The sequence below is a fragment of the Scandinavium sp. NPDC088450 genome (assembly GCF_044900545.1).
GTDB lineage: Bacteria > Pseudomonadota > Gammaproteobacteria > Enterobacterales > Enterobacteriaceae > Scandinavium.
In genome coordinates, this window is sequence record NZ_JBJDNI010000005.1 from 121650 (window position 1) to 146314 (window position 24665).

The window sequence follows — 24665 nt, forward strand, 5'->3', positions numbered from 1 at the left end:
GAAGGAATTGCCGGATTTCTCCCTCTCCCTTTGGGAGAGGGCAGGGGAGAGGGGGAACAAATCGGCTCTATAGCCAAACGACTTTTGACCACTAAGAGCAGTAACCATGATGAGGGCAACCGCGATGCCAACAGACGAATCGGTTTACAGCTACTCCGCCGTCCTGATGGGCTCGCCCATTCTTCTCAAACTCTTCAGCGATAACCCGGCTCTGGCTTCCCGCGTGTTTGGCCTGATCAAACAGTATGAAGACCTGTTTACCGTCAACCGGGCTGAATCGCAGGTAATGGACATCAACCACGCCGCGGGCGTGCGTCCGGTCGTCGTGAGTCGCGCTGTTTACCAGCTCATCAAATGTGCCAAAGCCGCGAGCATCCTGCCGGGTAGCGCGTTCAATCTGGCTATCGGCCCGTTGGTGAAACGCTGGCGAATTGGTTTTAAAGGCGACAGCGTGCCGCCGGAAGCTGAAATCACTTCGCTGCTGGCGATAACGCAGCCGCAGGATGTGGTTCTCGACGACGCTCAACTGAGCGTGTTTCTGACTCACAAAGGAATGGAAATCGATCTTGGCGCGATAGCCAAAGGCTACATTGCCGACAGGGTTCGCGATTTACTGCGTCGGGAAGGTGTCACCGAAGGGCTGATTAATCTTGGCGGTAACGTACAAACGCTGGGCACGCCGCAAGGGCACTGGAGCATCGGGCTGAAAAAACCGTTTTCTGATGCGGATGTGTTAGTCGGCGCGATGGAGGTCAGCCATAAATCTGTCGTCACTTCAGGCACTTATGAGCGCTATTTCGAACAGGATGGCCGCCGATATCACCACATCCTTAATCCGCAAACTGGCTATCCGCTGGATAACGAACTGGACAGCGTGACTATCATTTCCACCGATTCGCTTGATGGCGATATCTGGACCACGCTGATTTACGGCGCGGGCATTGAGAAAGGCTGTCAGATGCTAAAAGGCAGAGACGACATCGAAGCGATTTTCGTCACGAAAGCGCGGGAAGTGGTTCTTTCTTCCCAGCGCCAGTTCCGTTTTACACTGCTGGACGACAGCTACCGGCTTATTGACCGTACTGCTTGAGCAAGCCGTATTGTTCCGCGACCAGACGATAGCGGTACACCGGTCGCCCGGTCGCGCCGTAGTGAATGCTGGTGAACAGAATGTTGATCTGCGCCAGCCAAATCAGGTATTTGCGGCACGATACGCGTGAAATATTCACCGCTTGTGCGAGATCGTCGGTCGAAAACTCCTGCTCGGGGTGAGCATCAATCCACTGGCAAATCGTGCGCAGGGTTTGCGGCGTTAATCCTTTCGGCAGCTTCTTGTTGTCGGCCACTTCCGGCGTGCCGCCGTGCAGCAATCTGTCGACATCGGCCTGCTCATAATAAGCATGGCTGCCCATCAGGTTTTTCTTCTCGCGCCACGCGCTCAGCGCCTCTTCAAAACGCGGGAACTGGAACGGTTTAATCAGATAATCCACCACGCCATAGTGAATAGAGGTCTGAATAGTGGCGGCATCGGCCGCCGAAGAGATCATGATGACGTCGATAGCGCGGCCAGACGCGCGGATAACCGGCAGGAGATCCAGCCCGTTGTCCTGCTGCATATAAACGTCGAGCAGCACCAGATCGATGGCAAGCGACGTGTCGTTGATCATCATTGTGGCCTGGGCCAGCGTGGAAGCCGTGCCGCAGCAGGAGAAACCGGGCACCCGGGCAACGTACATCCGGTTCAGCTCGGTGACCATCGCGTCATCGTCAACAATTAATACATTTATCACGCACTCTTCCTTTCACTGTCCCACGGGAGATGAACAAAAAATTGGGTAAACACGCCGGGTTCGGATTCCACCGTCAGGGTGCCGCCCAGCTCGTCAAGTTGTTGGCTGGCGAGGAATAACCCGACCCCACGGTTCTCGCCTTTGGTCGAGAACCCTTTGGCAAAAATGGCCTCCAGATTGGCTTGTGGAATGCCTGGGCCGTCGTCGCTCACTTCGCCCATTAGCCAACCGTTCTGATAATGCAGCAGCAGGCTCACTTCACCTTCAGACTGGCCGCTCATCGCGTCCAGCGCATTCTCAATCAGATTCCCCAGCACGGTCACCAGCACCGTGACCTGTTGCTCATTGGGATTATCCGGCACCAGGCTCTCTTCTGCCAGCGTCAGGCTGAAACCGCGCTCTTTGGCCCGGCTGATTTTGCCGAGCAGGAAGCCCGCCACGACCGGGGATTTCACCTGGTGCTGAATGGCCCCAATGTCGGTCTGGTAAGTTTGTGCGGTTTGTAGCACGTATTTCTCAAGGCTGTCATAGCTTTTCATACTGAGCAGGCCGAGGATCACGTGCAGCTTGTTCATAAATTCATGCGACGTGGTACGCAGCGCATCCACGTAATTCACCATGCCATCAAGACGCTGAAGCAATTGGCTGACTTCAGTTTTATCGCGGAACGTGCTGATGGCACCAATCACCCAACCCTGGCTGCGCACTGGCACGGTGTTGCTGAGTAACAACCGTCCGTTGCAGCCAAGCTCACGGTCCTGAATCGCGTTGCCGCTGGCGAGCACTTCTTTCAGGCTGGCGACCAGCGCAGCTTGCCCTGGTTCGCCCTGCATCAGGCTTGAAGAGGAAAGCAGAATTTGGCGTGCGGCGTGGTTTATCACGGTGACTCGCCCTTGGGCATCCACCGCCATCACGCCTTCTTTAAGCGATTGCAACATGGCCTGTCGCTGTTGATACAAGCTGGAGATTTCTGCCGGTTCTAACCCCAACAGCACGCGCTTTAAAACACGCACCAGGCAGAGAATGCCAAAGGTGCCGACAATCATGCTGAAAAGGGCGCTCCACACCACGCTCCAGCGGCTGCGGCTTATCTGTTCATCCACTTTACTCAGCGATATCCCAACCACCACCACACCAATTTGCTGATGATTATCGTCATACACCGGCGTGAACACCCGCAGGGCTTCCGCCAGCACGCCATGGTTGATGGAAACGTTCTCTTTGCCTGCCAGCGCTGGTTTAAGGTCTTCGCCGATAAACGGTTTGCCGATGATGGATTTATCCGGATGCGAGAAGCGAATGCCGTGCATGTCCGTCACCACCACAAACAGCAGGTCGTTGCGTTGCTTCACCGCCTGCGCCAGCGGCTCAATAACATTGTTCTGCGGCGACTGGCCTAATCCACGCTTCGCTTCCGGTGAATCGGCAACCGTGCGGGCAATCGCCAGGGCGGTCTCTTTCACGCCGTCGCGGGTGGTGTTGCCAATCTGCCCAAGCCACAAGGCATAGACCAGGATCAACACCGCACCCACAACGCTGCAGACCATGATGGTGACTAAGGTACTCAGTTTCATCGGGCGCTTAGCGGCGCTGCCGGGAAGGGGCGAATCGCTCATGTCAGGTCCAGACTCACAACAAAGAAGTCATTATCGCCGTCAGGGTGGTTTTTTTAAAGGCTGGTAAAGAAAAGGAAATTTATGCGGCTTGCCGGGGAAGCGTGACGGCACTCGCAGGTTCTTTTTAGGAATATCCTTATAGTGGGTGTGGATGCTTACAAAGGAGGATGTTATGAGCATAAAGCCAATGGGTCATGCAATGGAACGTCGCAACGCCGCCACCGTGGATATCGATAAACTCGCCACCCACGACATGCTGGCGTTGATCAACAGGGAAGATAAACAGGTCAACGATGCTATTGCCTCCTGTCTGCCGGACATCACCCGTCTGGTGGACAATGCCGCCGCTACGCTAAGCCGTGGTGGGCGCGTAATCCTGGCAGGAGCCGGAGCCTCCGGGCGCACAGCGGTAATTGCCGCAGGCGAATTTGCCCCGGATAACAAGCACTCGCTGATGGCACTGATTGCCGGTGGCGCGCAGTCGATGATCAAAACCGAAGAGGGCGTCGCTTCCGATTACGAGCGCGGCGTGAAGGATCTTGAGGTTATCGCCTTCAGCAATAACGACATGCTGGTGGGCTTGAGCGTCAGCGGGAAAACCCCGTGGCTGTGGGGCGCGCTGCGCTATGCGTGGTCGCTGGGCGCAAGAACCGCCATCATCACGCAGGACGCGGCAAGTGAAGCCGCACAGCTGGCAGATATCGCCGTCGTGCCGCCGACTGGCCCGGAAGTGGTCGCCGGGTTCAACAACCCGAAAGCCCATCTGGCGCAGAAACAAATTCTGACTATGCTGACGACCGGCATCGCCATTCGCAGCGGGCGGGTCTACAGCAACGTGCGCGTCGACGTGCAGGCCAACACCACGCGCTGGCAGGAGAGGCAGATTGCTCTGGTGATGGAAATTACCGGTTGTCAGCGTGCGCAGGCCAAAACCGCGCTGGAACAGTGCAACCATCATTGCCGCACGGCCATGCTGATGCTGATGAGCGGGCTGGATGCGTGGCAGGCGCGCGAAGTCCTGAGTGAGAATAACGACAACCTGCGCATCGCTTTGCGCGAAGCACAGGCAGTGAAAGCCAGTTAACCCTCATACTTCCCGGCGGCGAGCCTCAGAAGAGGTTGGCTGCCGGGCAAGCTTCGCTAAAGGGCAGGCTGACAGTGACCGTCTGGTCACGATAGTGATAGCGATAAGCAAACTGAAAATCTTCCGGCACGCCCGGTTTAGCGTCCCCCAGACTGCACACTTTCTTCAGGTTGCCGTGATCAAAGGCATCCAGCAAATTCTGCCGCAATCGGGCTTTTGAATAGCCTTTACTGAAGCTGGCGTTGACCGTAAAGATGTACATCAGCGTATGGTCTTCGGCCTGTAACGCATCGAGCGTCACGCCTTTTGAGGCGGTTTTCGGCAACTGCTGATTGGCCTGCGCGATATAGTCTTTCATCCCCTGATAGAACGTTGCCAGATTCTCTTCCCGCGTGGGGGCAGCAGGCGCGACATAGCTTGTGGCCTGGCTCTGTGAAGCGCCTTTCATCGCCTCGTTGATGATCCCCACCGCACCGCCCGCGAGGATCAATCCGCCAATTCCCAGTGCAATCTTCACCAGCCGACGAACAAGCGTTTTGCCGCGATCAACCACTCGCGTTTCCGCGATAAACGATTTCACGGCGGCAGATTTCTCCGCAATGTCATTGCGCAAATCTTCCCGGCGGCGTTCTTTGAACCACTGCTCTTTGCGTTTTTGCAGCTGGTATTCTTCTTCCCACAACGATTCCACCTGCCGCCAGAATTCGGCATATTCCTGCTCGGTTCTTTTTTGTTGCTCCCACCACGCGCTGTCGTACTGCGCCCCAGCGGTTTGCCTTTCAGTGGCTTGCTGCTGATCCAGCCACTGGTCATAGCGTTTGCGCGCTTCGCTGTCGCCCAGGATTCGCCATGCTTCGTTAATAGCTTTGATTATTTCGGTCTGAGCTTGCCGTTTATCTTCCGGAAAACGGTCCGGATGATTAAGGAAGGATAAACGTTTCCAGGCGCGCTTGAGTTCTTCCGTCGTCGCGTGGCGTGTGACCTTTAACGTATCGTAGTGGCTGTGCATTCAGGGTCTGTGAAATCGAATTGAGGGGAGTTTCCATTGTAAACAGCCCGCGAAAAAGCGCGAGCTACCCGTTCTGATAGTTAAGTTTGACTTAAATCTCGCTACGCCTCTTTGCCAAATCCGGTTTGCTGGATCAGCATCAAAATAATGCTGTTCAGCCAGCGGTGCGCGAGGCTTTGTTTCTCCGTGTTGATCGCGACCTGCACGGTTTGCTCATGGCCCACGTTGTGGTCAGCGGTTTCGCCCTCTATCGACACGCGATACCAGACGCTGTCCGGACGCAGATCTTTCACCGGAGCCTGAGCGTTGAGAGCCACCGGGCCGCCGTGATTTTTGGCCAGGATCAGCGAAGGCAATGTTTTCACGGCTTCATGATCGACGGACACGACTTCCCCGATCATTGGTTTCCACCGCCCACTCAACCAGACTTTTGCTTGCGCGCCTGTGGCGATGCGGGAGAGATCTTCCTCGCGCACCAATGCACGCACGCGCCAGTGACGGTCGTCGATCACCATCGCGATGGGCTCACCGGGCGATACCCAGTTTCCCGGCTGCAAAGTGATATCGCTGTCTGTCACCACGCCGTCTGCTGCGGCAACCAGCCTTAACCGTTGCAGCTCAATGGCTCCGGCGCTGGCTTCAAGCTGATACTGGCGCATCATCTGCTCGGCAATCACCTGTTTGGCCGGGCCGTCTTTCGCCAGCGCCAGTGCACCACGCGCGCTGTTTTCCCACGCCTGATGTAGGGCGCGAGCGCGATCCTGCGCATCCTGCGGCACAGAGGCCTGAAGCTCGAAAAGTGCCTCTCCGGCTTTCACTCTTTCACCATCACTGACGTGAATTTGCGTCAACTTCGCCGGGAAAGGCGTGTAGACAGGCTGCACCAGCGCACTTTCGAATACGCCATCAAGCGACACTCGACCCGACCAGGGCACAAAGAGCACGGCACCCAGAACCGCCAGCAGTGCGAACAGTCGCCAGCGGCGGCGGGGCTGGATTTCACTGCGACGCTCATACCAGACGCGCAGCTCACGCCACACGGGGTACACCACAAAAGTCATGATTTCCACCAGAAAAAGAATGACGCCCAGCGCTTTAAAAAACGCGTGATAGACCACCAACGCGATGCCGATAAACAGCATCAGACGGTAGATCCAGGTGACAAACGCAAACAGGGTCAGGAAGCGGGCGAAGGCCGGGGTGACGTTATCCGGCAGTGGATCGCGCAGGCCGATAAGATGCCAGCGCAGCCAGCGTTTGGCCCAGTTGCCCGCGCGTTCGTGCAGGCCGGGAAAATCCAGCAGATCGCTGAGAATAAAATAGCCGTCAAAACGCATAAACGGGCTGGCGTTGACCACCACGGTCATCACCCAGGCGGTGGTGGCGAGGAAAAACAGCGCATTTTTGATGCTGCCTTCTGGCGTGAACGACCACAAAAAGGTGGCCCAGCCTGCCAGCACCAGTTCAGAAATGATCCCGGCGGCGGCAATACGAAAACGCTCGGTTGAGCGTGAGAGTTTCCAGCTTTCGCCGGTGTCGGTGTACGCCATCGGTAGCATCACCAGCAGCGCCACGCCCATGTGTCCGACGCGCACGCCGTGCCGGGTCGCGGTAAACGCGTGCCCCAGCTCGTGCCAGAGTTTGGAAAACACCAGAGCGACAGCGAAGGCCAGCGCCCCGTGCCAGCTCACTGCGTTGTGCAGGCTGGCGACGACGCTATCCCACTGACGTGTTGCCAGCACTATTCCGGTGAGTGCGACCAGTAATGTCAGCAGTAAAAAGGGCAGGCTGAACAAGCCATTCACCCACGGCATCAGGGCTTGCAGCATTCGCTGAGGGTGAATGAGCGGAATGCGGATAAACAGATAAGTATGCAGCAGGTGCTGCCAGAGCGATTTTTCCGGACGGTAGCGGGCAGTGCGCAATAACTGCTGTTGCTGGAGATAAACCACGAACTCCACCACGTCCTGCTCTTCGACAAACAGCGTGGTTTCTGCTTCGATAGCGGCGGCAATTTTTTCTGCCGACCCCAGCGACCAGCGTTGCAGGATTTCCATCTCCAGCCAGCCGAGGCGAAAGAACAGATTGCGCACCGGGTCAGCCAGATGCCAGGCCGGAGAGCCATCGCGGTTGGCGCTGGCTGAATGCAGGCGCAGTTCGTCGCGCAGTTTCGGCCACGGCGGTGTCTGTGTGGCGCTGGTGAGGAGAGGGCGTGCGGTGTCCATTACACGCCAACCCATGCCCGCACGGTGGCCAAAGGGCGACGCAATAACAGATAGCCCAGTGGACGCCAGTCACCGGCCACTCGCGCAGTGCCTTGCAAGCCAATGCGGGCCACACTTTGGTCGCCTTCGAGCGAGCCGCGAAGCTGATAGCTCGCCACGCCGTTGGGGGCTTCGGTGGCTTTATAGCCCGCCCAGTTGAGTTTGCCGTCAAGCGGACTGAGCGGGGCGACTTTCAGAAATAGCGTCATCGGGGCGCCCTGGCGCAGGTTGACCGATTCTGCCACTGGTGCCCAGGCGCGAATGCCAAGCGTGCCCGGATCGGCCAGCAGGCCAATTCGTTCACCTGTCTGAACGGGCCTTCCTGCCCAGTCATCGGGATCGGAATAGACGAACACGCCGTCTTCCGGGGAGCGGATGGTCAGCTTTGCCAGTTCGCGTTTAAGCGAATCCACCTCGACCTGTTTCTCGCGCATTTTGCCCATTGCCATCGCCAGGTCGGCTTTGGCGGACTGATCCTCAATGGCCTGCTGTGACGCCTGATGCAGCGTGACATTGGCGGTTTGCAGTTCGGCGTTGGCCACAGCAAGACGGTTTTGCAGGGTGGTGTCGTCGAGCAGCGCCAGCACCTGATCTTTTTTCACTTCGGTATTGGGCTGCACCAGCATGCGCTTGAGCACACCGTCATTCGGGGCGGCGATCACATCGCTGTGCAAGGAGATAATTTCAGCGGGAACCAGCGTGTAGTCTCGCACGGGAATGCAGAGCGCAATCAGCACCAGCGCCAGTAACCCGAGCACAGCGCGTTTGCGATTGAGCCCCAGCCAGCGCCGTGCGCGCGCGGGTTTCACCGCCAGCGACCACCAGGCGTAGCCATAGGCTCCACACAGTTGCAGCAGGGAATAGTCTGCGCTGTCCATGTTCAGGCTGGCAGGCCACGGCTCGTCACGGGCCAGAATAAGCAGCGCGTGAGCTTGCTGGTCCGGCCCACGCAGGGCGATAACCCAGACATTCGGCGGCAGCCACTCCTGCCAGTCGACCGCCAGTTTTTCGTCAAGCATCTCCGCACTGAGCGGCAAAACAGGTGCGGCTTCGGGCAGCGCTTTTATGCGCGGCGCGAGCTGCTGGCACACCTGCACCAGCCACAGCGCATAAGGCGTATTGCGGTCGAGCGTGCTTAACCCGGAATGCCCGACCAATTTCGGCGTGCCGGTTGGCGAAAGGCTGAGCAGCGCGGCCTGGCGATAGCTCACCAGTTGGCGCGTGTCGTTACAGATAGCGAAGCCCAGTTCGCTCGCTTTTTCAATACGTTCCAGGCGCGCCAGCAGTGCATAAAAAACGGGCAGGTGACTCATGAACTCGTAGTTCCTTTACCCGCGCAATCGGTTTTGTCCGCAGGACACACCGGAACGGCCTGGCCGCTCATGCCCGGAAGCAAGTCTTTGACTTCGGGGCTGAAGGTGGTTTCAATCTCGATAGTCTGACTGACGGCATCCACGCGTCCGCTGATGTGGGTCACCGTCAGCGGATAATGCTGACCGGTTTCCGCGACCAGCGCATTCAGCGTGGAGCCGGTTTTCAGCCACACAATCCACGCTGATGGCACGTTCAGTCGCGCTTTCAGCGTACCACTTGCCACTAAATCGATAACCTGACCGCCAGCGGACACGCCCTGGCCTTCGCGAACATAAATTCTGGCCACTCGTCCGTCGAATGGGGCGACAAATTTGCACTGTGCCAGTTGGGCATCAAAGATCCCCATCTGGCCTTTGGTGCGGTTTACGTCTGCTGCGGCAAGGCCAACTTCCAGCGCCGCCGCCGATTGCAGACCCTGAAGTTTGGCTTTCGCCTCATAGCGCAACTGTGCCGCCCGATATTCCGCCTGTGCCGCCGCGCGGCGAGCGGTCAGGTCACTGCAATCAAGCTCAGCCAACTGCTCCCCTTTTTTCACCGTGTCTCCCAACTGGACGTTGACCTTGTCAATGCGTCCGGGTACCACGCTGGAAAGCGGGCTTTCGCGATTGGCGAGCACCAGAAAACGGACAGCGTTATCCTCAGACCCCGATTCCTGCGCCTGAACGCTGGTCACCGTCAGCAACATCAGCAGCCCGCAAAGCAACTTCATTTTCATCTTCACACTCCTTCAGACTGCTTTCCTACGGGGTACCGACCGGCGTTGGGATCACACCGCTTTGCTGCTGGACTTCGCCAGTGATGGACAGCGTGGCGGCCTCTGCCAGCGCTTGCACCGAACCTGTTGATACGGCATCTGGCAGATAGCTTTGGTACTGGCGCTGCAACACCAGTGCGCCTTTCGGGTCAACCAACTGCATTTGCCACTGCCCACGCTGTGCGCCTGGGCTTGCGAGGGACACGAAATCCATCTGCAACTGGAGCGTTTGCGGGCCAGAACCCAGCGTCACCTGATTGGCTTCCAGCACGTGGCGAATTGACTGGGCAACCGCGTTGCGGTCAACGCCGCGCGGCAGACGGCCCAGGTGCAGCTCAACCGGATGGTTTTGTGCCACCAGATTCGCCTGCTGCATAAACACTTCGCTTTCTGCCGTTTTCAGGCTGGTGTCAATCTGGCGGGAGAGCGAGGCAATGTCCGTTTTCTGCACGTTATCCGGTGTTAAATCGATGCCGACAGAGTTCAGCACCCGCCCATAAGCGGACTGGGCCTGCGCATAGGAAGAAGCCTGCTGGAAGCGTGAAACAATGGAACGGGCTTGCGTGCGTAAGGTTTCGAGGTCACTGGTCAGTGAGTTGTCCGAACCCGCGCGGGAGATGCTGGCGAGGCGCTGATCGACCCACGCCGATTGCTGGGAAATCTGGTAGTCGTAGACAGACAGGCGGTAGCGTTCGAGCGACAGACGCACCTGAGTCAGGACCGCCATACTGAGCGCCATCCGGCGGGCATCACCGGTTTTTTCACGCGCATCGTTGGTTTCGCTGATAGCCGGAATGCTCAGCAGTTTAAACAGGTTCATCGACACGCCGACGCCACCCTGTACCCAGTTGTTGTTGTACAGGTACTCGTTGGAATCGTAGTTGATCCCGGCGAACAGATTCAGGTTCGGGAACAGGGAAGCAATCTGGCGCTTGGTTTCGTAGCTGTCGATACGCGCTTTGTAGTCTTCCTCGCGCAGCTCAGGACGCCGTTCCAGCGCCATCTGTTCAAGCTGGCTGGCGTCTTTCGGTACCTGATTCAGCGGGGCAGGCGTTTCCACTTTCAGGGTAAAAGGTGTGCCCGGCGGCAGGTTAATCAGCGCCGCTAGCTGGCTTTTCGCCAGTTCCATCTCTTCGCGTTTCTGGTTCAGCAAACTCATGGCGTCGAGCAGTGAACGCTGATATTCCAGCCCCTCAACCGGCGGCAAGATCCCGGCCTGTTCGGCTTTGCGGGTTTTCTCGAGCGCATCGTTAATCTGGTCTGCCAGCGGGGCGCTTTCCGCCAGAAGCTGTTGAGCCCCTAACGCTCGCCAGTAGGCATCCCGCACTTCCTGGACGATGTTTTGCAGCACTTTGCGACGGCGCTCTTCGGCGATATTGACGTCATCCGCCTGCTGACGGGCGCGGAAATAGCTCATGCCGAAATCCAGCACATCCCAGGAAAACGTCGCGTCAGCCAGGAAGTGTTCGCGCTCTTCCGAGGTGGAAGGGCGCAGGCTCACCAGCCCGTCGTCAATGCCCACGCTGGTGCCGCCGGAGTCGTTATTTCGCCAGCGGTAACCTGCATCGGTCATCAGCTTCGGCAGCATGTCCTGCTGAGACACATCCAGCAGGCCGCGAGCCAGTGCGGTTTCCATGAGTTTCAGCCGATAGTCGAGGTTGTATTTCAGCGCGCGTGCCATCGCATCGGAGAGCGACAGCGGGGCGGAAATTGGCTCCTGATCTTTGTACATCGCCGCGCGGTCTTTATTCACTCGCGCGGTGATCTCATCCTGAGTAAACGGCTCCGGTTTGACGGTGCCGCAGCCGGACAGAATAGCCAGACTGACCAGCACCGCCAGGCTGGCTTTAAGCGGGACGCGGTTCACATTGCCACTGAACAGGAAAGATTCATTCTTCATTTATGATTCTTCTCGTCTTTATTCACAAACCCTCTTTCACCTCAGCGGGGCGCTGAGGGAGGAGGCGTAATCACAATCTGTTCCGGCAGGGACACTGCACGGCTGGCATTTTTTAGTTGAGCTGATAAAGACGGTGCTCCGCGCTGTTCTGCGTGCGTCGCCGGATGAGCGTGATGCGCTTTGTCGCGCTCGGGGGCTTTCGCCACTGAGAACGGGCTGAACGCATCCCACAGGAGATTCTCGCCAAGGCCATTTCCGCTGAGAGTGGGCGGTGTTTCACGACGTGCGCGATCCTGTTCTGCCAACATTCCCTCAAACAGCACCGCGTTTTGTAATACGGGCGCACTGGCATCCGTCAGCCCGTAACCACTTTGTGCTTCGGCCCATGAACGCCCGCTGGCGCTGTTATCCTGGTCGTAAATCATCGGCAGAATAAACAGCGCTGGTTGATAGCTCAGGCGTTGGCTCGTTTGCGGCTGGCTGCCGTCGTCGTAGCGCTGCCACGGACTGATAAAGCGGCTGTCCGTTGAGGGGGTAATCGGCGGCGTGGTGCCATAAATGGTCACCGTCAGCGTGGCGGTAGACGTGTCGCCATCGCTGTCGGTGATGGTGTAAGTAAAGACCTCAGTCAGCGAGGCGCTGGCATCCAGTGCGGCGACTTTGCTGTTGTTGCGGTCCAGTTCGTACTGCCAGTTGCCGTTTTTATCCAGCCGCAGCGTGCCGTATTCGCCCTGAGTATTGCCATCAATCACGCCATTGCGTCCGGTGTTGTCAGACTTAACTGCCGTCAATGGGCCATTGGCTGCCGGGCCATCAGCCCCGATGCGGTCATCGTTAAACAGGTTGCCCTGAGCGCTTTCCTCGCTACGATCCTGAACGATTTCGGCGCTATTGCTGTGCGCGGTCGGCACATCGTCGATGACGGTGATGGTCAGCACACCGCCAACCTGATCGTTATTGCCGTTGATATGCCAGGTGATGGTGTCGCTGGTCTGCCCAACGCCGGGCTGGTTCAGCGCGTGTTGCAGGATAAAGCGGTAGCTCAGAAGGCCGGTATCGCCCTGGTTCACATAGTTGAACAGTTGTACCAGACCTTGCTTGCTGTTGAGCAACAGTGGGTTTTCCGATAGCTGCTGGAGCCGCGCCAGGCTCAGCACCGTGCCGTTAAACGACAACTGGTTAATCGGGGTGAGGGACACAAGCTGTACGCTGGTGACCACTTCACTGCCTTTCAAATCGCCTGAAGTGAGGCTGGATTCGCGCACCGTGATATTGACCACTGGCGTGACCGCGATGCGCAGCAGGCTGGTGGCGGTGCCGCCGTCGTTGCCATCGCTGGCACGCCAGGTCACCAGCGGAACGACGCCGGAGTAGTTAGCTTCTGGCACAAAGCGCCAACTGCCGTCACGGTTGATGGTCAGGCGGCCTTGCCCGGCCAGAGTGACACTTTGCCCGGCTGCGAAGGTTTCGCCATTGACGGTGAACTGCTGGACAAAAATCCGATCGCCGTCCGGATCGCGGCTGTTATCCAGCAGGTTGCCACCAACCGGCACGCCTTCGCCGGTGATCGCACCTTTTGGCGTCACAATCGGCACGCTGTTGGTGACAGCAAGGGTCACCGTGGCGGTCTCTTTTACGCCGCCGCTGGTGACGGTGTAGGTGAAAGTATCCTGGCCGACAAACCCGGAGGCAGGCGTGTAAACCAACTGACCGTTGACCATCCGCACGCTGCCGTGACTGCCCTGAGTGAAGCCACTCAGGGTTTTATCGCTGTTGCTGAAGGTGTCGTTTGCCAGCACGTCGATGCTGATCGGCTGGTTGGCATGAGTGCTGGCGCTGTCATCGATAGCATCCTGCACGGGCAGGAAACCAAGCAGCAGCGCGGCTGATGAGGTGCCACCCAGATTGCCGTCGCTGACGGTGTAGGTGATGCGCGGCACGATGCCGTTCCAGTCGGCGATGGGGCTCAGGCTGTAACTGCCGTCAGCGCGCAGCGTAAAGGTGCCGACGCCAGTTATCGTGACTGTGTCTCCCGCATTAGCGGTCTGGCCGTTGACGGTAAACTGCATCACGGTCAGCGGATCGTTATCCGGGTCGCTGTCATTAACCAGCACATTACCGCTCAGTACATGATCTTCCTGAGCCAGATTCAGGTCATCAACCGCTTGCGGCACCGTGTCGGTGACGGTGACATGTACCGTGGCTGTTTCGGTGATCCCGGCGCTGGTCACAGTGTAGGTATAGGTGTCGTTGCCGACATAACCCGCGTCTGGCGTATAGCGCAATTCGCCGTTCACCAGCGTGACCGTGCCGTGCGTACCGTTGCTCCAGGCGCTGATGGCGGCATTCGGGTTGCTGAAGGTGTCATTCGCCAGCACATCCGTATCAACAGGATTTCCCGCGTGGGTAGTGGCTGAATCGTCAAACGCATCCTGCACGGGCTGGACGGTGATGGCGAGCGTGCTGCTACGCACGCCGTTACTGTTGCCGTCGGTCAGGGTGTAGGTGATGACTGGCAGCGTGCCGTTCCAGTCGTTGACCGGGTTGAACAGCCAGACGCCGTTGGCTAACAGCGTCAGCGAGCCTTTTCCGGCAATCGTGACGGCGGTTCCGGCAGCGTGAACCGTGCTGTCGCCCGCAACAGTGTAAGACACCACTTTCAGCGTATCGCCATCGAGATCGCGGTCGTTGGTCAAAACATTACCCGCCTGAAGCCTGTCTTCATTCCCCTGCGCGACATCCGGCAGCGGCGTTGGCGCAGTGTTGGTGACGTTGACTGTGACGGTAGTGGTTTCGTTCACGCCGCCGCTGGTGACGGTATAGGTGAAAGTGTCAGTGCCGACATATCCCGCCGCCGGGGTGTACCGCAACTGACCGTTTTCAATGGTGACCGTTCCCCAGGACCCGTTGCTGGTGGCGGTGATAGTACGATCGCTGTTCTCGAACGTATCGTTACGCAGCGGGTTAAACAGAATCGACACGCCCGAATGCGTAGAAATAGTGTCCGGCACGATATCCGCGACAGGGATGACAGTCAGATCCAGCGTACTGCTGCTGGTGCCGCCAGTGTTGCCGTCGCTGAGGTTGTAGGTGAGGGTCGGTACCACGCCGTTCCAGTCAGCAACTGGCGTGAAGCTCCATGTGCCGTCGCTGTTAACGATGATTGTGCCTTTCCCGGCGATCAACACGCTGCTGCCTGCCGGGTGCGTAGCGGTTTCACCGGGGAGCTGGAAGCTGGTGACTCGCAGCGTGTCGTTATTGGCATCGGTATCATTGCTCAGCACGTTGCCGCTGAGCACGGTGTCTTCGTTGCCGCTACTGACATCCGGAACGCCGACTGGCGGGGTGTTGGTGACTGTCACCGTCACGGTCGCGGTTTCCTTCACGCCGCCACTGGTGACGGTGTATGTGTAGGTATCGTTGCCGACGTAGCCCGCAGTTGGGGTGTAGACCACCTGATTATTCACAATACTGACGCTGCCATGGCCTGGCTGGGTGACGCCGGTTATCTGCGGATTGCTGGCTTCAAACGTGTCGTTTGTCAGCAGATTGCTGGTTACCGGTGTGCCCGCGTGAGTGGTGATGCTGTCGTTGACGATATCGGCAACGGGCAACACGGTAATGAACACTTTCCCTGAGACTTCGCCCGCGCCTGTATCGTCAGTGGCGAAAATGGTGACGGTCGGCACCAGCCCGTTCCAGTCGGCAGCCGGGACGAACGTCAACTGGTGATTGGCGGTGATCGTGATGCGGCCCACGCCGCTGATATCGGCGAAGGCACTGCCGCTCAAATCGCCGGGTGCACCAGGGATGTCGTAGCGAGTTCCGTTGATCGAGAAGCCGGTAAAACGCACCACGTCGGTGTCCTGATCCAGCGTGCCGATAGTGTCGGTAAGCGTGTGATCTTCCTGCACGGCCAGAATGGCGTCTATGACCACCGGAGTGGCGTTGGTGATATAGACCGTGACGGTGGCGGTTTCAGTCACGCCGCCGCTGGTGACGGTGTAGGTAAACGTGTCTTGCCCCGTTGGCACGCCTGCTGGCGGCTCATAATGGACAATGCCATTGGCATCCACGCTGACCGTGCCGCCCAGCGCGGTGCTGTTTTGCGGCAGTGAAACCGTGCGGTCGCTGTTGCTGAAGGTGTCGTTTTCCAGCACGTCAATGTCTACGGCTGTGCCTGCGTGGGTGGCGGCCATGTCATCGTAAGCATCCTGCGCGGGCGTGACAGTAATACTGAGTGTATTACTGACCGCACCGTTGCTGCTGCCGTCGCTGACGGTGAAGGTGATCCCGCTTACCGTGCCATGCCAGTCGCCCAGTGGCGTAAAGGTGTAACTGCCATTGGCATTCAGGGTAAATGCGCCCTGGCCGGCGAGTTGAACGGTGCTGCCTGCGGCAACCGTTGTGCCGTTGATTGTGAAGTTGCTGACGCTCAGGCTGTCGCCGTCGCTGTCGATGGCGTTGCCGAGCACGCTGCCGTTAAGCGGCGTGTCCTCCACGGTGCTGACAACCAGCGGGGTTACCGTCGGCGCGATGTTCACCACATCAATGGTGATGGTGGCCGTTTCAGTGACTCCGCCGCTGGTGACGGTGTAGGTAAAGGTGTCGCGGCCGACAAAGCCCGCCGCTGGGGTGTAAATCAGCTGATTGCCGTTTTGCACTACGCTGCCGTGCTGCGGCGTGCCGAGTGCGGTGATCGCGGCATTGCTGTTTTCAAAGCTGTCATTGGCGAGCGGCGTGAGGGTCAGCGTTTTTCCGGAATGTACCGTGGCGCTGTCGTTAGCAATATCGGCGACCGGGGTGACGGTAATATCCAGCGAGCTGCTGTTGGTGCCACCGTCATTGCCGTCACTGACGGTGAAATCAATGTGTGGCACCGTGCCATTCCAGTCGGCTACCGGAATAAACTGCCAGTTGCCGTTGGTCTGAATCGTCAGCGCGCCGTAGCCCGCCAGCGTAATGGTCTGCCCGGCCTGGTACGTTTGCCCGTTGACGGTGAAATCGGTGACCTGAATCGGATCGCCGTCCGGGTCCTGAATACGCGCCAGCAGATTGCCGCTGACGGGGGTGTCTTCCGGCGTGCTGACAATAATGTTGTCGGCGGTGGGCTCGGTGTTGGTGACGTTGATAAATACCGTGCCGCGCTCGGTCACGCCACCGCTGGTGACGGTGTAGGTGTAAGTGTCGGTGCCGACAAACCCGGCGTCAGGGGTGTAGATAACCTGATTGTTCGCGCCAATCGTCACCGTGCCGTGGGTGCCCTGGCTGACTGCGGTGACCATCTGGTCAGGGTTGCTGAAAGTGTCATTTGCCAGCACGTCGGTAGTGACTGTCACGCCTGCATGTGTGGTGCTCGCATCGTTAACGATGTCCTGCACTGGGGTGACGATAAGCCCGATATTCGCACTTTTTTGCCCGCCGTTATTACCGTCGCTGACCACATAGCTCAGGCCGACCACGCCGTGCCAGTCGCCCACCGGCGTGTAGTTAAAGGTGCCATCGGCATTGAGTTGCAGGGTGCCGCGGTTGTTGGCCAACGTGACCAGTGTTCCGGCGGCGTAACTTTGCCCGTCAAGCGTAAAGCTGGTGACGGTGAGCGGGTCGCCATCGGCATCGGTGTCGTTATTCAGGACATTGCCTGTGAACGGCGTGTCTTCCGGTGTGATAAACAAATCGGCTGCCGGAGCAGGCACGGTATTGGTGACATGAATCGTCACGGTCGCCGTTTCGGTCACGCCGCCGCTGGTGACGGTATAGACGTAGCTGTCATCGCCCACGTAACCCTGCGAAGGCTTATAGGTCAGCACACCATTCACGAAAGTGAGCGTGCCATGCTGCGGCTGAGTCACGGCGGTTATCTGCCGTCCGGCGTTTTCGAAAGTGTCATTCGCCAGCAGATCGGCCGTGGTTTTCACCAGCGTGTTGTTGGCGTGGATCGTGTACTCGTCGTTAAACGCATCCTGCACCGGTGTGATGCTGATGCCGATAGTGTTGCTGTTCGACCAGTGGCTGGTGGCGGTGTCGAGATTGGTCAGGGTGTAGATATCGCCCGGCGAGCTCACGCCGGTCTCTGCGCTGGTGTTCGAATCTGAACCGCGTACCGTCAGGCCGCCACTGACCGGGCCGTTGTAGTCGGCTAGCGGCACGAAGCGAATCAGGGTGCTGCTGCTCAACACCAGTGCGCGGCTGTCGCTGAGGCCGGTGGGTAACTGTAGCCAGGTGGTGCCGTTCAGCGAATATTCCCAGTGGCCTTTGCTGCTGTCCACGCTATTGCCGGTGATGGCGACGAATTGCAGCGCGCCATCGGCTTTGCCACCCCCTGCGATAGACGACTGATCGTCTGTTTTATCGCTCCAGGTGGTTTGCAATAACTGGCCAATGGTCTGATTGGTCTGCGGCGAATCTTCGTTAATGGTGGTGTTGGTGACCCCGAGCGTCGGGCGATCGTTCACGCCGGTGACCGAGGTGCTCAACACAATCACGCCGTCACTGAAACGCGAGGTGCCGCCGTGGTTGCTGCCAATATTGAAGGTGGCGCCGTTAGTCGGTTCTGTGGTGGTGCTGGTCTGATCGTTGTTGCTGTTGGCCTCAACCAACCGCACGCCAAGGGTGGTTGGTGTGCCGAAGAAGTTGGCGGCGGGGACAAAGCGGATCAGCGCGGTGCCGTTGAGGATCAGCGCATTACTGTCGCTGCGTGCGCCCACGGCAACCCAGCTTGCGCCGTTATCCAGCGAGTATTGCCACACGCCCTGAGCGGCGTTCGGCGTGAGCTGGGTGATGGCGACACCAAAGAAGCCGTCGCTGCCGGTGCCACCGGTTGCACCATTGCCGCTGTTGCTGACTAAATCTTTGCTGTCATCAAATTTGCTCAGGAACAGGCTTGTCACAGAACTGCCGCCGAGGCTGCTCGCTGCGCTGTCTTCGCTGACGGCGGGCAGCGTTTGTGTCAGTGAACCATTCACCACCGGCGCATCGTTCACCGGAATGACGGTAAAGGTAAATTCACGCGTGGTGACCAGCGCGGCCGAAGTGCCATCCTGATAGGAAACGGCCCCCGGGTCAGCATTGGGATCGTCAGGCTGGTTATCAATATTTGACGGACGTCCGCCGCTGTTGCCCAAATCATTGACCACCACCGTGACGCCAAACGCGCCGTTCCAGTCTGCGGCAGTGGCTGAGCCTGGCACATCCGGCAGTTGTACCACCAGCGAAGCCAGCCGGGAGTTAATCTGATCGGTGGTGCCGGTCAGGGTGATATGCCCGGTGCCGACGCCGGTTAACGTGCCGCCGCTGCCGCCGACGGAAGAGAACATAAACCCATTGGCGAGCGTGACATCGACCTGAATCACGTCATTCAGCGCATCGATATCGTCGACGTTGATGGCGGGAAGATTAACCGTGGCGCTGCCTTCGTTAGCGGTCAGGGCAGGGGTGTCGCCCAGCGTGACGCGAGCCGGATCGTTGGTGCTGTTCTGGAAGACGCGAACAAAGCCGACGGTCACGTTTTGCGTGAGTCCGCCTGGCACTGCGGCGAAAGGATTCACTTCGGTTGAAGGCGGCGCAACAGTGCCCACGCCTCCGCTGGCGTTGTCCGGGCCGCCGTTGGCATCCGCCCCGACAATCAAATTACCGTTGGCATCACGCGCGCGGTCATCGGCGATCACCTCCACATGAAGATAATCGTTCATGTTGTCGACCTGAATCCCGGTCAACTGGACCTGTAACCCGGCCAGGAAAGCGTTGATTTGCGCCACGGTGCCACGGATAACCAACGGCATTCTGTCGCCGTTATACGGCGGGTTGCCGTCGACGGATGTGCTTTGAATGGTCACGCCCGAACTGGCAGCGTTAGTGGAGGTAATGGTCACCGCCGAGTTTTGCAGGTCGCGGTATTGGATTAGCGACAGCGGCACGCCGTTATCGTCCGTTAAACGGATGGTGACCTGAATCTGATCGCTTTCACCAGGCTGAATGCCCCCGGCATCGCTCACATCGACATCGCCGACAGAGAAACCGGGCACGTTATTGCCACCCGGCGTGCCGTTCTGCAACTGAATGATCGTGCTGTTCGGGACCGTCACGGTCGGCGCGTCGTTGACGATGCCAATGGTGACCGCAATTTGCTGATCGGCAGGCGCTGGCCCGGTATCGCTGCCGATGTGCGAGGCGCTGGTGTCCATATGCATGTTGATGGTGACATCGCCTGCTGCCGCGTCGTTCTGATCCTGGTTGGCGTTTAACGCTGATTTGTAGGTCAGGCCGAGGCTGCTGTCATTGAGCAGCGCTTCGATATCCCGCGCCACGCCCGTCAGCACCAGCGTTCCTGTGTTGTCGCCGGTAATTGTCACGCCATTCACGGTGGTCTGCGAGCCATTCCCACCGATACCCAATGTGCCTTGCGCCACCGTGAGCGTCACGGTCACCGGTAAATTGAAGGCGTTGGATTCCACATCGCTGACCACAAACTGCCCGCGTCCGATAGGGGAGTTCTGATCTTCAAGCGCATTGGCGCTGGTAGGCGCGGTGAAGTTGCCCGGATCGTCGGTCTGTGAGGCCCGAATCACCACTGAAGAGGCGGTGATATTGCCATCGTTGGCAGGCACTTTATCGGCGTACCAGTTATAGGTATTGGCATCGACCGGCAGCGGATTGCCCGGAATCGGGTTGGGCTGGTTAACCGGGCCGCCGTTGGCGCTGCCGGACAATGAACCGTCCGGGTTACGCAAACGGTCGTCGGCAATGACCTGAAGCTGATACTGTTCGTTATGGTCTGTGCTGAAAGCGACCGTCAGGCTGGCGAGCGCGGCGTTAATTTGTGCGACTGTGCCGCTGAACACCAGATAGCCGCCGTGCACGCTCGGGGTGCCGGTGACGCCGCTTGCCGCATTAATTGCCAGCGTCACGTCGCCGTAGTCCGCCTGGCTGAAGGCGCTGCCGTCGCTGTGCAGCAGGCGAACAATCACCGTGGTGTTATCCGTGACATTGCCCGCGCCGACGCTTAAATCCGGGTCGCTTAAGCTGAAGCCTGGCACGTTGGTTGGCGTGTCGCCGCCGACGTTTACAGGTGCGGAAGGCCCGGACACGGCAGGGGGATCGTTCGCCGGGAGCTGATTAATGGCGAAGTGAACGTTGGTTTGCTCTTTGTTCCCGTCGGAGAGCGTGAAGTTAAAGCCATCGGTGGTGTTGCCTTCGGTGCCGTTGTTCACATACCAGATGTAGCCGCTGTTGATGTCCTGCTGAGTAAAGGACGAACCAACACCGATGGTGCTGAAATGCACGCCGTCAGTGGAGTAGAGCAGGCGGCCCTGAGTTGGCACGCTGGTGATAGTGAACTGCACCTGATCGGCGGTGCTGTCCGGATCGTAAGCCTGCAGCAGGCCGTTGGTGATTTGGCCGTAGCTGCCTTCCACCACGCTTAAAGGATTGTTAGCCGGAGGCCCGCCGATATTATTGGGCGAATCGGGAGGCACCACCGGGTCGGCTCCGTCAGGCGTTGGCGCAATCGTTGGGCCATCGTTCACATTAGTGATGACGATATTCACGGTGGCGACGCCGCTGGAAACCGCCCCCCAGCGGTCAATCGCTGACACGGTAAAGGAGGTTGAACGTGTTTCACCGCCGTTACTGACAAAGCGCAGGCCGGTGGTGCCCGCAGAGGCTGTCAGCAAGGAAAGATCTAACTGCGTATTACCGATATCCGCTTGGGTCAGCGTGACCCAGTTGCCGTTACTCAGGTATTGCAGCGAGCCGCCCTGCGGCAGACTTTCGAGAACAAACTTCAGGGCGTCTGCGCCACTGGCTTCATTGTTCAGGGCGTAGTTGGTGTTGCCATCAAGCGTGGGGCTGGTTTCCCACGGCGAGCCACTGTTGGAGTCATCCGGATCGGTTATCGAAATCAGTCCGCTGGTGATCGGCAGCGTATCGCCTTCTTTGATCACGGCCTGGGTGGTGCCGCTGGCGTCCGGCGCATCGTTGACCGGCGTGACGTAGATATCGATAACAGGATGCCAGGCGTCATCAAGCGGGTTGCCGTTGCTGTCCAGTCCGACTAATCCTGCAGACACCGAGAAAGTAGCCTGGAAATGGAAGGTTTCATTGCCGTCATGCACGATGCGGATCAGGCCATCGTTAAGGTCAGCCTGGGTGAACGTGCCATACGGCTGAATGGTTATCCAGCCGCCGTTGCTGTCAGATTTTTGCAACGTCAGGCCCGGGGTGTTAAATCCTTCAAAGGTATACACCACCTGGTTTTCCGGAATGCCGCTGACGGTATAAGTCATGCCGGGGTTGGTGGTGTTGGTGCTGTCGCCCGAGAGCGTTAAGGTGCCACCTTCGCTAAAACTGCCGTGCGAGGTACTGCCAGGATTATTGACGTTATCACCGAAATAATCGGGATCGCCGATGGTCACCTGTGGGTCGATAACCGGTACATCGGCCGGTGGAGGCTCAAGCTGGCCATTGGTTTGGGTGGTGTCAATCAGGTCAACATTAAAGCGGAAATGGGTCACCGATGAATCAGGCTCGGTGCCGTCCCAAATCCCGCCATTGCGATCGTGCGGGTTGCCCTCGCTGTCCCAATAGCGTGTTTCAGAGTGGTCAATTACCACAAAATCAAAGCTGTCCTGCTGGCCGTCAAAATCCGCATCGGCGTACTGGTGATAGACCACGTTGCCGTCGAGCACATCCTGCATGGTAAAGCTGTCGCCGTTCTGCACGCGCTCGCCGTTTACCGTCAGGTAACCGTGCGTCATGTTGGTGGTATCGACGATAAAGCTGATACTGCCCGGCGAGGAGTCGACGTCGGTCGCATTGATCATCCCCGGTGTTAGCACCAGCGTGGCGCTGCCGTCATCCACCGCGCCCTGGCTGGTCATGTTCGGATCAATCACCGGTTCGTCATTGACCGGGCGGACGTCCAGTTTAATCACGCCATCGCTGCTGGCTGGCGTGCCCGTTCCGCCACCGTTATCGGTGACGCGAATCCCGAAATCATCCTGCGTGACGCCTTCTTCCCCGTAGTTTTGATAGGTCAGGTACTGTTTGTCGGCATAGCTGAACGTCTGGCCTACCGAGACCGGCTGGCCGCGAAAATAGAGCGTACCGTGCGTAGGAAGCGAGGTGATGGTCAGGGTTAAATTGGTGTCCTGCGGATCGCCACCGCCGTCAGCGGTGATGTACTGCCCGACGTTGCCGGTATCCGTTGCATTAGCAGGCTGGCCTTCATACACCAGCCCTTCGCCGCTGACGGTTGGCGGCTGGTTCACCGGAGAGACGTTCAGCGTGACGGTGACGGTATCAGAATCACTGGCAGGGGTTGCACCATCGTTGACGACAGCGGTGAAGTTGTCACTGTTGTTCTGCGTCGCGCCTGTGGCGGTATGCACATATTTCAGCTGACCGTTGATCACATCCTGCTGGGTAAAGACGGACCCGACCCCTAGCCGTTGGCCGTTCAGCGTCAGGTAGCCATACTGCGGCATGGCGCTCAGTTCGTACACCACCTGGGTCCACGTTTGCCCGCCTGCGGTCACATCGCTGTCCTGGGGGTTCAGCGCATCAGTGCCGAGCGTTGTGGTACCGTTTTCGCTCACTGATACCGTGCTGTCAGCCACAGTGGTGGGATCGTTGGCTGGCGTGATAGTCACACCCAGTTCGCTGGTCGACGTTCCGGATTCACTGCTGATATTGACGTCTAAAAACGTCGAGGCCGAGGTTTTACCGGTTTCGATATCCGCTGCGGTGAAGGTGAGAGAATTCAGCCAGCTCTGCGCCTGAGCCGCCGTGCCGGTAAAACTGAGCGTTGAGCCCTGATGCGTGCCATCACTCAGGCTGCCCAGAGTGGTATCACGTACTCTGATACTGACGGTTACGCTGTCATCGGTCGCCGTAACCTGCCAGCCGCTAAGCTGCCCGCGTTCCGCACCTGGGTTAAGCACTGTGGGTTCGGAAACGGTGAGCCCGCTGCTGCTGGTGCGCACTTCAGGCACATCCAGCAAGCGGTCGTAGTCCAGCGCCAGGCTTCGGGTGTCGACAGTCCCGATATGGCTTTCCAGCACCCAGTCTCCGCCGAGCGCGGCGGACCCGGTCATGTCAGTTGAGGAGGCGACATCTGCCTGAGTCAGGCTGGCGATACGGGTCACGAGTGCCGTGTCGCGCGAGCTGATGTCACACCCATAAAGAAGAATATCGCCGTCAGCGCTGAGGTGGCTGCCAAGCGTGTTGAGTTGTTCGCTGTATTTCGCCAGGTTTTGTGCGGTCAGCGTGTCGCTTCCCAGACCCAGCGTGTCGGACGCGCCGTGGCTGAGAATATGGATTGCCTGAATATTCTCGCTACCCTGTAGCGCTTTGTTGATCTGATCGAGGCCCGAGCTGTTGTCGTTGAGCACCACCACTTTGCTGCCCTGCGGCAACTGGCTGACCAGTGATTGCCAGTTTTGAATATGGCTGTCGACAACATAGACTTCCGCAGGAGCAGCGGAAACCGCTTTGGGTGCGGGAGGGGCGACGGTTATCGCTTTTGGCGCTTCGGCAACGCTGTCGTGATGCAGCGTGTCGGCATCGGCGTGGTGTGCCGCTTCAGTGACCGCCGCGCCATCAAACAGCTGGCGGGCTTCCAGAGCGAAACGGTGGCGGCGCGGGCTCAGAGCGCGCAATCTTTCGTTCATTGTCATACAGGTACCCAACTCAGCTCAGCACGACGTTGCAACAACGATAAATACACAGCGTTAACAGGGTCTTATCGGGGTAAAAACGGCGATTTTCCGCCTTTTTTAATCCTAAGCAGGAATGGCGGAATTTGCCTTAGATGAGGTGAAAAAAAAGATGCTGAAATGTTGCTGAGTTGTGTTGCGAGGAATTCCCCTGCAGACAT

At 58.4% G+C, this 24665-nt stretch carries 10 protein-coding genes; 2 read left to right on the forward strand and 8 right to left on the reverse strand.

Going from position 1 to position 24665, the window contains the following annotated elements:
* Positions 1 to 124: 124 nt before the first annotated feature.
* Positions 125 to 1090, forward strand: coding sequence for an FAD:protein FMN transferase (locus ACI2I2_RS06820; RefSeq protein ID WP_404657286.1), 966 nt, complete (start codon positions 125 to 127; stop codon positions 1088 to 1090).
* Here ACI2I2_RS06820 and dcuR read toward each other — a convergent pair.
* Positions 1071 to 1790: a two-component system response regulator DcuR gene (dcuR, locus tag ACI2I2_RS06825; protein WP_404657218.1), complete on the reverse strand. Its 720-nt coding sequence runs from the start codon at positions 1788 to 1790 to the stop codon at positions 1071 to 1073. The two genes, ACI2I2_RS06820 and dcuR, sit on opposite strands and share 20 nt — an antisense overlap.
* Positions 1787 to 3406, reverse strand: a complete 1620-nt coding sequence (locus ACI2I2_RS06830) for a sensor histidine kinase (RefSeq protein ID WP_404657219.1) — start codon at positions 3404 to 3406, stop codon at positions 1787 to 1789. The genes dcuR and ACI2I2_RS06830 overlap by 4 nt, the downstream gene beginning before the upstream one ends.
* 172 nt (positions 3407 to 3578) lie before the next feature.
* On the opposite strand from ACI2I2_RS06830, the gene ACI2I2_RS06835 reads away from it, so the two are divergent.
* Positions 3579 to 4490 carry an N-acetylmuramic acid 6-phosphate etherase gene (locus ACI2I2_RS06835; protein WP_404657220.1) on the forward strand — a complete coding sequence of 304 codons (912 nt, stop codon included), beginning with the start codon at positions 3579 to 3581 and terminating at the stop codon, positions 4488 to 4490.
* 25 nt (positions 4491 to 4515) lie between these two features.
* Here ACI2I2_RS06835 and ACI2I2_RS06840 read toward each other — a convergent pair whose 3' ends face one another.
* The 6 genes from ACI2I2_RS06840 to ACI2I2_RS06865 all read right to left on the reverse strand — a co-directional run bounded on the left by ACI2I2_RS06840 (position 4516) and on the right by ACI2I2_RS06865 (position 24465).
* The gene (locus ACI2I2_RS06840) at positions 4516 to 5499 is read right to left on the reverse strand and encodes a J domain-containing protein (protein ID WP_404657221.1); all 984 of its coding nucleotides are present in this window, start codon (positions 5497 to 5499) and stop codon (positions 4516 to 4518) included.
* Between the two features lie 101 nt (positions 5500 to 5600).
* On the reverse strand, positions 5601 to 7724 hold the full coding sequence (locus ACI2I2_RS06845; protein WP_404657222.1) for an HlyD family efflux transporter periplasmic adaptor subunit: 2124 nt from the start codon (positions 7722 to 7724) through the stop codon (positions 5601 to 5603).
* The gene (locus ACI2I2_RS06850; RefSeq protein ID WP_404657223.1) at positions 7724 to 9076 is read right to left on the reverse strand and encodes an efflux RND transporter periplasmic adaptor subunit; all 1353 of its coding nucleotides are present in this window, start codon (positions 9074 to 9076) and stop codon (positions 7724 to 7726) included. The genes ACI2I2_RS06845 and ACI2I2_RS06850 overlap by 1 nt, the downstream gene beginning before the upstream one ends.
* Positions 9073 to 9852, reverse strand: coding sequence for an efflux RND transporter periplasmic adaptor subunit (locus ACI2I2_RS06855; RefSeq protein WP_404657224.1), 780 nt, complete (start codon positions 9850 to 9852; stop codon positions 9073 to 9075). The genes ACI2I2_RS06850 and ACI2I2_RS06855 overlap by 4 nt, the downstream gene beginning before the upstream one ends.
* 25 nt (positions 9853 to 9877) lie before the next feature.
* The gene (locus ACI2I2_RS06860) at positions 9878 to 11791 is read right to left on the reverse strand and encodes a TolC family protein (RefSeq protein WP_404657225.1); all 1914 of its coding nucleotides are present in this window, start codon (positions 11789 to 11791) and stop codon (positions 9878 to 9880) included.
* 41 nt (positions 11792 to 11832) lie between these two features.
* Positions 11833 to 24465, reverse strand: coding sequence for an Ig-like domain-containing protein (locus ACI2I2_RS06865; protein ID WP_404657226.1), 12633 nt, complete (start codon positions 24463 to 24465; stop codon positions 11833 to 11835).
* Positions 24466 to 24665 lie beyond the last annotated feature (200 nt).